This window comes from Pseudomonas sp. SWRI51, from assembly GCF_014268825.1.
In the GTDB taxonomy this organism is placed as follows: Bacteria; Pseudomonadota; Gammaproteobacteria; order Pseudomonadales; family Pseudomonadaceae; genus Aquipseudomonas; species Aquipseudomonas farsensis.
Genome location: NZ_JABWRG010000061.1, coordinates 21,148 through 30,887, shown reverse-complemented (window position 1 = coordinate 30,887; position 9,740 = coordinate 21,148). Strand labels below are relative to the sequence as shown.

The following is a 9,740-nucleotide window of genomic DNA, read 5'->3' as shown; positions in this document are numbered from 1 at the left end:
GCAGCAGCCCTGAGGATTACCCTTGGGTTTTCAGGGCTGCTGCGCAGCCCAACGCGGGACAAGCCCGCTCGCCACAAGGAGATATATCTGGCGAGAACTGGCTTGTACAAAAAACCAGAGGATCTCCCACCCACTGACGTAAACTCCTGCCCCTGCCCTACCGCCGGAGACCGCCGTGACGCCCATCGCCCTTGCCCGCCTGCTGACCCTTGCCGCTGTCTGGGGCGCGAGCTTTCTGTTCATGCGCATCATCGCCCCGGTGCTCGGCACCGTGCCGACGGCGTTCCTGCGGGTCTCCATCGCCTGCCTGGGGCTGGTGGCTATCGTCACGCTGGCGCGGGTGCGCTGGGACTTCCAGGGCAAACTCGGCGCCTGCCTGGTACTGGGCATGATCAACTCAGGCATACCCGCGACCTTCTACGCGGTAGCCGCCCAGGTACTGCCAGCGGGTTATTCGGCGATTTTCAACGCCACCACCCCGCTGATGGGCGTGCTGATCGGCGCGCTGTTCTTCCGCGAGGCCATGACGCTACCCAAGCTGTGCGGCATCTTCCTCGGCCTGTTCGGCGTCGGCATCCTCAGCGGCGCCGGCCCCGTGGCGCTGGATTGGGCGCTTATGCAAGGCGCGCTGGCGTGCCTGGCGGCAACTACCTGCTACGGCTTTGCCGGTTACCTGGCCCGGCGCTGGGTCAGCGACCTGGACAGCCGCTTGTCAGCGCTCGGCAGCATGCTCGGCGCAACCCTGCTGCTGACCCCACTGTTTGCCTGGAGCGCTATCACCCAGCCTCCGGCCAGCTGGGGCGGTTGGCAGGTGTGGGGGTCGCTGCTAGGCCTGGGCCTTGTGTGCACAGCGTTCGCCTACATCCTGTATTTCCGCCTGCTCGGCGAAATCGGGCCGGTCAAAGCCACCACCGTGACCTTCCTGATCCCGGCGTTCGGCGTACTGTGGGGAGCATGGTTGCTGGATGAGCCACTGTCGATGGCGCACCTGTATGGCGGGCTGTTGATCGGGGTGGCGTTGTGGCTGGTGTTGCGCCCGGCCAAGCGCTGAGGGTACGCCGCCGGCATTACAAGGAGCAGCACGCTGCTCCTTTCCATCAGATGCAAAGGTTGATCAGAACAACCAGCGATACAGCGCGTAAGCCACCAGCACCGCCAGCACTGGCCGCAGCACGCGGTAGGCCTTGGGGTTGGCGCGTTTGAAGGTTTTCACCCGCGCGCTGATCACGTTGCTGAAGCGCTTGCTCCAGGCATAGGCCTGGTTGATGCCGCCAACGCGCTCTTCGTCGGTGTTCTGCGGCGCAGTGGCACGGCCGAGGAAGGCGCTGACGCTGCGGTTGATGCGGGTCATCAGCGGGCTGTTGAGCGGGCGCTCGACGTCGCAGAACAAGATGACGCGGGTGACGTCGGTTTCGTTCTTGACCCAGTGCACGTAGGTCTCGTCGAACATCACATCCTCGCCATCGCGCCAGGCGTAGGGCTCACCGTCGACATAGATACGGCAGTTGTCGGAGTTCGGCGTGGACAGCCCCAAGTGATAGCGCAGGGAGCCGGCAAACGGGTCGCGGTGCGGGTTCAGGTGGCTGCCGCCAGGCAACAGGGCGAACATTGCGCCTTTTACGTTAGGGATGCGGCTGACCAGCTCGACGGTTTTCGGGCACAGCGCCTCGGCCGATGGCAGCGGTTTGTCGTACCACTTCAGGTAAAAGCGCTTCCAGCCCTTCTTGAAGAACGAACCAAAGCCTGCGTCGTTGTCTTTTTCGGCGGCGCGGATGTAACCCTCATCGAACAGGCGCATGGCCTCTTCACGGATGGTCTGCCAGTTGTCCTTGAGCACATCGAGCTCCGGGAAGCGCTGGCGGTCGAGGTAGGGCTTGGACGGCACGCCGGAGAACAGGTACATCAATGCGTTGTACGGTGCGAACAGCGCCGAGTGGTTGACGAACTGGCGTAACACCGGCAGGCGGGCCTTGCCGCGCAGGTGCACGTACAGCACGCTGGCGATGAACACCAGCAGGACACCCGCCTTGGCGACAAAGGAAAAGGTCATGCAACACTCCTTGGGAGGGGAAATCAGGCCATGCCCAGATAGCCGCACATCATAACCCCCTCCGGGGGAGCTGCAAGCCTGTCGCTGCAAGGGGCAAGCTGATCTGTATCAACACATGTGCCCTCTTGCAGCTTCAAGCGTGCGACTTGCCGCTTACTGCTGGGTTTCCTGCTCGCTGAACAAGTCGCTGAACAACATGCTCGACAGGTAGCGCTCACCGGAGTCCGGCAGGATCACCACGATGGTCTTGCCCTGCATCTCAGGCTTTTCGGCCAGGCGCACCGCGGCAGCCATGGCGGCACCGCAAGAAATACCGCAGAGAATCCCCTCCTCCTGCATCAAGCGGATGGCCATGGCTTTGGATTCTTCATCGGTCACCGTCTCGACCCGGTCGACAATCGACAGGTCGAGGTTTTTCGGCACAAAGCCTGCGCCGATGCCCTGGATCTTGTGCTTGCTCGGCTTGAGCTCTTCGCCGGCCAAGGTCTGGGTGATCAGCGGCGAACTGACCGGCTCGACGGCCACCGACACGATCGGCTTGCCTTGGGTGTGCTTGATGTAACGCGAAATGCCGGTGATGGTGCCGCCGGTGCCGACGCCTGCGACCAGCACATCCACCGCGCCGTCGGTATCGTTCCAGATTTCCGGGCCCGTGGTCTTTTCGTGGATCGCCGGGTTGGCCGGGTTTTCAAACTGGCCCGGCAGGAAGTACTGGGCAGGGGCGGACGCGACAATTTCGTTGGCCTTGTCGATGGCGCCTTTCATGCCTTTGTCGGGGTCGGTGAGGACAAGTTCTGCGCCCAGGGCCTTGAGCACCTTGCGCCGCTCCAGGCTCATCGAGGCCGGCATGGTCAACATCAGCTTGTAGCCACGGGCGGCGGCCACGAAGGCCAGGCCAATGCCGGTATTGCCCGAAGTAGGCTCGACGATGGTCATGCCAGGCTTGAGCTTGCCGCTGCTTTCGGCGTCCCAGACCATGTTCGCGCCAATCCGGCATTTGACCGAATAGCCCGGGTTGCGCCCTTCGATCTTGGCCAGGATGGTCACCCCACGCGGGGCGATGCGGTTGATCTGCACCAGCGGCGTGTTGCCGATGGAATGGGCGTTGTCTGCGTAGATACGGCTCATGGCAGGTCCTTGAGGGTCGAGTGAAGCAACTGAATGCAAAAGGGTAAGCCCGTAGCCGAGGGTGCGTAAAGCCCGTTCGAACTCGCGCGCGCTGCCTGCGGTCAACCGCCCATACCGACCTGGAGGACCGCTGATGAAAGCCCGCTACCGCTGGCCGCTGATCACCCTGGCCAGCTTGGCCGTACTGCTGGTGGCCTTGCACCTGGCATTGCCGTACCTGGTGCGCGATTACCTCAACGACAAGCTGGCCGACATGGGCGAATACCGAGGCCAGGTGACCGATGTCGACCTGGCGTGGTGGCGCGGCGCCTATCAGATCAACGGCCTGAAGATCGTCAAAGTCAGCGGCAAAGTACCAGTGCCGCTGCTCGATGCCCCGGTGATCGACCTATCGGTGAGCTGGCATTCGCTGTGGTACGACCATGCCGTGGTCGGCACCGTGACCTTCGCCCACCCCGAGCTGAACTTCGTCGACGGCGGCAACCCGCAGAACTCGCAGACCGGCCGCGGCACCGACTGGCGCCAGCAACTGGAAAAACTGCTGCCCATCACCCTTGATGAGGTGCGCATCGACCAAGGCACGCTGACCTTCCGTAATTTCAACTCCAAGCCCCCGGTCCACCTCAAGGCCACCCAATTGCAGGCGAGTATTCGCAACCTGACCAACGTGCGCGACGAAAGCGGCCGGCGCGATGCCAGCTTCGATGCCACCGCCGTCTTGCTGGGTGACGCCAAGGTCGAAAGCCGCGCCACCTTTGACCCGTTCAGCGACTTTGACGACTTCCAGTTCCGGCTGCGGGCAACGGGCATCGAACTGCGCCGGCTCAATGACTTCGCCAGTGCCTACGGCAAGTTCGATTTCAATGCCGGCCACGGCGATGTGGTGATCGAGGCCGAAGCCGAGAAAGGCCAGCTCAATGGCTATATCAAGCCGCTGCTGCGCGATGTTGACGTGTTCAACTGGCAACAGGACGTCGAAAACAAGAACAAGGGCTTTTTCCGCTCGGTGTGGGAAGCGTTGGTCGGGGCCAGCGAAACCGTGCTGAAAAACCAGCGCAAGAACCAGTTCGCCACCCGCGTAGAGCTCAGCGGCAACGTGCACCAGCAAGATATCAGCGGTTTCGAGGCGTTCTTGCAGATCTTGCGCAACGGCTTTGTGCAGGCGTTCAACGCACGTTACGAACAGCCCAAGCCTGAATCCGACTAAACGCGCCTGTGACGGGCCATTCATGGACTGAATGGCCGGTCTGCGTTTTCAGCAGGCCGGAGGCAGGGTTATAGTCCCCGGCAATCAATGAACAGCCAAGCCCCGCGACAGGGCCCTGCAGAGGATCGCTCAATGAAGTTCGAAGGCACCCGCGACTACGTCGCCACAGACGACCTGAAACTGGCGGTCAACGCGGCCATCACCCTCGAGCGCCCACTGCTGGTCAAGGGCGAGCCGGGCACCGGCAAGACCATGCTTGCCGAGCAACTGGCAGCATCGTTTGGCGCGCGCCTGATTACCTGGCACATCAAGTCCACCACCAAGGCCCACCAGGGCCTGTACGAGTACGACGCGGTCAGCCGCCTGCGCGACTCGCAGCTGGGCGTGGACAAGGTTCACGACGTGCGCAACTACCTGAAAAAGGGCAAGTTGTGGGAAGCCTTCGAGGCCGATGAGCGGGTTATTCTGCTGATCGATGAAATCGACAAGGCCGACATCGAGTTCCCCAACGACCTGCTGCAGGAACTCGACAAGATGGAGTTCTACGTCTACGAAATCGACGAGACCATCAAGGCCAAGCAGCGCCCGATCATCATCATTACCTCCAACAACGAAAAGGAGCTGCCCGACGCTTTCCTGCGCCGCTGCTTCTTCCACTACATCGCCTTCCCGGACCGCGACACCTTGCAGCGCATCGTCGATGTGCACTACCCCAACATCAGCCAGTCGCTGGTCAGCGAGGCGCTGGATGTGTTCTTCGATGTGCGCAAGGTGCCGGGCCTGAAGAAAAAGCCCTCCACGTCCGAGCTGGTCGACTGGCTCAAGCTGCTGATGGCCGACAACATCGGCGAAGCGGTGCTGCGCGAGCGCGACCCGACCAAGGCCATCCCGCCGCTGGCCGGCGCGCTGGTGAAGAACGAGCAGGATGTGACGTTGCTGGAGCGCCTGGCGTTCATGAGCCGACGCGGCAACCGCTGACAGGAGCCGGGCATGCTGCTCAACCTTTTCAATGAAATGCGCGCAGCCAAGGTACCGGTATCGGTACGCGAGCTGCTCGACCTGCACCACGCCTTGCAAAAGCACGTGGTGTTCGCCGACATGGACGCGTTCTACTACCTGGCCCGCGCCATCCTGGTGAAGGACGAGCGCCACTTCGACAAGTTTGACCGCGCGTTTGCGGCGTACTTCAAGGGCCTGGAAAACCTCGACCGGCACATCGAGGCGCTGATCCCCGATGAATGGCTGCGCAAGGAGTTCGAGCGCTCGCTGAGCGACGAGGACCGCGCGCAAATTCAGTCCCTGGGCGGGCTGGACAAGCTGATCGAAGCATTCAAGAAACGCCTCGAAGAGCAGACAGAACGCCACGCGGGCGGCAACAAGTGGATCGGTACGGGCGGTACCAGCCCGTTCGGCTCTGGCGGCTTCAACCCCGAGGGCATTCGCGTCGGGGATGCCGGCGAACGCCAGGGCAAGGCGGTAAAAGTGTGGGACCAGCGCGAGTACAAAAACCTCGACGACCAGGTCGAGCTGGGCACACGCAACATCAAACTGGCGCTGCGCCGGCTGCGCAAGTTCGCCCGCCAGGGCGCGGCAGAAGAGCTGGACATCGACGGCACCATCGACCATACCGCCCGAGACGCGGGGCTATTGAACATCCAGATGCGCCCCGAGCGGCGCAACACAGTAAAACTGCTGTTGCTGTTCGACATCGGCGGTTCGATGGATGCCCATGTGAAGGTGTGCGAAGAACTGTTTTCGGCGTGCAAGACCGAGTTCAAGCACCTGGAGTACTACTACTTCCACAATTTCGTCTACGAGTCGGTGTGGAAGAACAACCTGCGCCGCACCTCAGAGCGTCTGGCGACCTTCGACCTGCTGCACAAGTACGGCGAGGACTACAAAGTGGTGTTTGTCGGCGATGCAGCCATGGCGCCGTATGAGATCACCCAGCCAGGCGGCAGTGTCGAGCACTGGAACGAAGAAGCCGGGTATGTATGGATGCAGCGCTTCATGGCCAAATTCAAGAAGATCATCTGGATCAACCCGTATCCGCGGCAGACATGGGACTACACCGCCTCGACGCATCTGGTGCGGGAGTTGATCGAGGACCGGATGTATCCGTTGACCTTGCAGGGGTTGGAGGATGGGATGAAGTATCTCTCTAAATAATCGAAAATCCATAACAAGAAATTGCAGCAACCCTATCGCCTCACCAAACGACCGTCTTCATTCACACGGAAAAAGTCGTTCGAATGAAGCGCTGCAGACTCCCCTCGGAGGAAACTCGAGCGCTGAACAACTACAGGCTTGTGCCACATAATATCAACTTTTTGACCGTCACGCCCCCATTCCCGGTCACCCCGCGCCATGTGGCTCAGCTCGGGGGAATGGAACTTATATGGGATGCGGTTAGTCGCTGATCTAAAACGAGGGAGCCTATCAAGATCTTGAGGGAAAATCCCAGTGGAAGATCGACGTCCGCTAGATATGGCATCAAGCAAATTTAGAGTGGCATGTTCAACAATACGGTTACTAGCGGCCGATGGAAAACTTATAGAATTACTAAGTAAATTACCCCCAACACTCGAAACATTCCTACGACTCGGATCTTGTATCACATTGAACACCTGCTCCACCATGCCGTGATGTAAATCACTGAAACGTGAAAAAAATGTAGGGGAGTCCAAAGAGCGGTGAGCATGGAGCAGCGTCTTTGGTGAAGTAAAAAACATCTCAATATTGCTTTTCATTACTGAAAAAAAGCTCGCCCCGGATGGATCCACATAACTGACCGGGTTATTTCCACAATAGCAGTAGGCGTTGAAACCGCCTTCTTTGAAAGGGCTGAGCCTATCGGGCGAGCAAAATCTCATCAGTGCCGGCTTATAGCAGCGATACCCATTTCCCAGCAGGTAACCGCCGAGCATTTCTCGCCATGGCGCCCCGGTGAAGTCAATCGTGAGCTTATCCGGCTCCAGGGGAGCACCACCAAACGGGGTGTAGGCATAATGACGCCCCCCTGCTTCCAATACCGTATTGCTTCCATCCACCGCGAAGCAAAGTGTGGCGTCCGCTTGCTGCTCGCCCAAAGGGAAGGTGCCGGCCCAGACGATACGTTTTGCGCCGCTGCTCAATAATTCGAGTACGAACAAGCTCTCTTGATAGAAGAAATATGATTTCGTCATCAGGTTGTGCCCCGTCCAAATATTTCAGAGTTACCCCTAGCATTTTCGATTCACGCTTAGCTCGCTACTGACAAAATTACTAGTTTTACCGTGAGCACTCGCCAGGAGCGGGTGTACCCGTTAACCTTTAAGGGATTGGAGGATGGGATGAAGTATCTATCCAAATGAATATTGACGGTACCTTGGGTAAAGGTACAAATCCGGGTCCGCATACCAGTCGTCGCTCGCGATAGGGCGCCCCGTTCTCAACGCGATCGCCCTGCGCTTGAGAATGGCCAGTATTGCCTCGCCGTTGTGATCAAGCCGCCAGGCATCTTGGAGCCGAGGGGGAATCCGCCTAGAGTCCAATTGTTCTTTTAACTTGCTGCCTACCAAGGCGACTGCCTTGTAATCGTCCACAGCCCTTCCATTACCCAGCGGGTCCGGATCAAAGTTTGCCATACTAATATCGGTCGCTGAACTATAAAAATCCACATCTTGGATGGCTAGACGTGTGGCTTCGCTCAATATATTACGCTTTTGGGCGGGGTAGGCTTTCATGAAGTCTTCTAAACGACCTAAGGGTATTGATTCGACTATGCGCCCCACCTTACCGTTTTTCATGTACTTATAGAGCTCATAGGGATTTTTTAAGGGGTCGATGCCTAGCCCCCTAAGCGGCGTACGGTGACGGGCATTAAATACTGTTCTTCCGAACTTCGAATTTATCCAATGGGCTAAACTCGCGGGCAGGTGAATATGCCCCGACGGATCCACATTATTGATGGGATCTCCGCCGCAGTAAGCATACGTATTCAACCCTCCGCGCCCGAACGGACTCATCCGGTCCGCCATCATGAATCTCATCAGAACCGGGTTGAAAGGTCTTTGGCCATTACCCAGCAGATAGCCCTGAAACGCGGCTTGCCAAAGCTCGCCATTGAAGGCCAGGCAATGGTTCTCGGGTGGGGGTTCTGATATGCCGTATGGGCTGTAAGCTAGGCGCATTGATAGACCCTGTTATCAGTAAGCCCCATGCGAACTATCAGGCGGCACCGTTGGCATGAAGCCATGCCTGCGCCGCTGCGGCCAGGCCTGTTTTCCTGGCTAATGGTGACTAGCGCGCGAACGTCTGCCAACTGGCAAATTTATTAGGTAACTGGGTCAAGCCCATCGGGCTAGGTACATTCAGTCACTACAGCAGTGGTTCGGCATTGCGAGCAATGCCTGCACGTCGGTTATTTGCATGCCTGCACCGGCCTCATCGCAGGCTGGCGCCAGCTCCCTCAGGGTCTCAGCCAGACATCTGTATCAGGGGCGCAGTATTTGTGGGAAGCAAATGCATGAAGGTCGCTTCACTCACGAATGAGTGGCACCATACGCTCGATCTGACCAACCATCGGGTCAGCTGGATGCAACGCTCCCCCCTGCATTAAAGAGTTTCGTCGCCCCCTTGCGATTTCATGGAACAACCGGATTGCAAGCTGCGTTTTATCCCTAGCGAATTGTGCCAGTAGTGTTCTGCCAACCTCTTCATTAAGGGATATTTGCCGACTGTAGGAATGAACAGTGTCCTCCAGAAAGCGTGCATCCGCTGCTAGCAACCCTACTGGAATGCCGGCATCTCGCGGAGGGTTGATAGACCCCAACGCATTTTCAGTCGCATCCATGAGTAGACCCCGGCGCACGGGCCCTGAGGTTGCAGCTATATAAGTACTCACTTGCTCATTAGGGACCAAGTGAATAGACGGACTTGGACGGGGACCATGAAGTTCACGACTCATCAGCTGGCTTGGAATTGGCCGAGCCCGGTAGGGTACCTGCACAGGTCTCCCAATACGCCCGCTGGGATCGACGTGATTAAGCGGATCGCCAAGACAGTAGACATAACAGTTGATACCTCCGGCATTAAAGGGGCTCAAGTGATCCGGACTTTGGAACCGCATCAATATCGGGCTATATGCTCGATGGCCGAGACCCAGCAGATAACATCCGCTAATGGGATCAAGAAGCTGCCCGGTAAACCCTAGAAATACTGACTCATTTATGGCTGCTGCATACCCGTAGGCTGAGTACGAGCGAACACGCGGTTTTTTCCGGGTGTTTGGAGAGGCATCCATCACATTCGTACCTAGCAGCTGTTAGAGCTGCCAGCATAGAAGGCTGAACTTTGCCGGTCCACTGACAAAAA

The 9,740-nt window shown here is 58.6% G+C and carries 9 protein-coding genes and 1 pseudogene; 4 read left to right on the top strand and 6 right to left on the bottom strand.

What is annotated here, in order from left to right; translation table 11 throughout:
- The first annotated feature begins 175 nt into the window (after positions 1 to 175).
- A complete protein-coding gene (locus tag HU720_RS16870; RefSeq protein ID WP_186521080.1) occupies positions 176 to 1,051 on the top strand; it encodes a DMT family transporter in 876 nt (291 codons plus the stop codon).
- A 63-nt stretch (positions 1,052 to 1,114) separates the two neighbouring features.
- Here HU720_RS16870 and HU720_RS16865 read toward each other — a convergent pair whose 3' ends face one another.
- Positions 1,115 to 2,050, bottom strand: coding sequence for an aspartyl/asparaginyl beta-hydroxylase domain-containing protein (locus tag HU720_RS16865; protein ID WP_186521079.1), 936 nt, complete (start codon positions 2,048 to 2,050; stop codon positions 1,115 to 1,117).
- Positions 2,051 to 2,203: 153 nt separating this feature from the next.
- Entirely contained in the window at positions 2,204 to 3,178 is a 975-nt protein-coding gene (gene cysK / locus HU720_RS16860; RefSeq protein ID WP_186521078.1) for a cysteine synthase A, read from the bottom strand.
- Between the two features lie 133 nt (positions 3,179 to 3,311).
- On the opposite strand from cysK, the gene HU720_RS16855 reads away from it, so the two are divergent.
- The 3 genes from HU720_RS16855 to HU720_RS16845 all read left to right on the top strand — a co-directional run bounded on the left by HU720_RS16855 (position 3,312) and on the right by HU720_RS16845 (position 6,554).
- Positions 3,312 to 4,385, top strand: a complete 1,074-nt coding sequence (locus HU720_RS16855) for a DUF748 domain-containing protein (RefSeq protein ID WP_186521077.1) — start codon at positions 3,312 to 3,314, stop codon at positions 4,383 to 4,385.
- 132 nt (positions 4,386 to 4,517) lie between these two features.
- On the top strand, positions 4,518 to 5,363 hold the full coding sequence (locus HU720_RS16850) for a MoxR family ATPase (protein WP_186521076.1): 846 nt from the start codon (positions 4,518 to 4,520) through the stop codon (positions 5,361 to 5,363).
- A 12-nt stretch (positions 5,364 to 5,375) separates the two neighbouring features.
- Positions 5,376 to 6,554: a VWA domain-containing protein gene (locus HU720_RS16845; RefSeq protein WP_186521075.1), complete on the top strand. Its 1,179-nt coding sequence runs from the start codon at positions 5,376 to 5,378 to the stop codon at positions 6,552 to 6,554.
- A gap of 32 nt (positions 6,555 to 6,586) precedes the next feature.
- Here HU720_RS16845 and HU720_RS16840 read toward each other — a convergent pair whose 3' ends face one another.
- From HU720_RS16840 to HU720_RS24390, 4 genes and pseudogenes are all read right to left on the bottom strand, one after another.
- Positions 6,587 to 7,570 carry an RHS repeat-associated core domain-containing protein gene (locus tag HU720_RS16840; protein WP_186521074.1) on the bottom strand — a complete coding sequence of 328 codons (984 nt, stop codon included), beginning with the start codon at positions 7,568 to 7,570 and terminating at the stop codon, positions 6,587 to 6,589.
- Positions 7,571 to 7,726: 156 nt separating this feature from the next.
- Positions 7,727 to 8,557 carry an RHS repeat-associated core domain-containing protein gene (locus HU720_RS16835; RefSeq protein WP_186521073.1) on the bottom strand — a complete coding sequence of 277 codons (831 nt, stop codon included), beginning with the start codon at positions 8,555 to 8,557 and terminating at the stop codon, positions 7,727 to 7,729.
- Between the two features lie 347 nt (positions 8,558 to 8,904).
- Positions 8,905 to 9,219, bottom strand: a complete 315-nt coding sequence (locus tag HU720_RS24395) for a hypothetical protein (RefSeq protein ID WP_238337715.1) — start codon at positions 9,217 to 9,219, stop codon at positions 8,905 to 8,907.
- Between the two features lie 183 nt (positions 9,220 to 9,402).
- A pseudogene (locus HU720_RS24390) lies at positions 9,403 to 9,669 on the bottom strand (RHS repeat-associated core domain-containing protein); the annotation flags it as partial.
- Between the last annotated feature and the right edge of the window lie 71 nt (positions 9,670 to 9,740).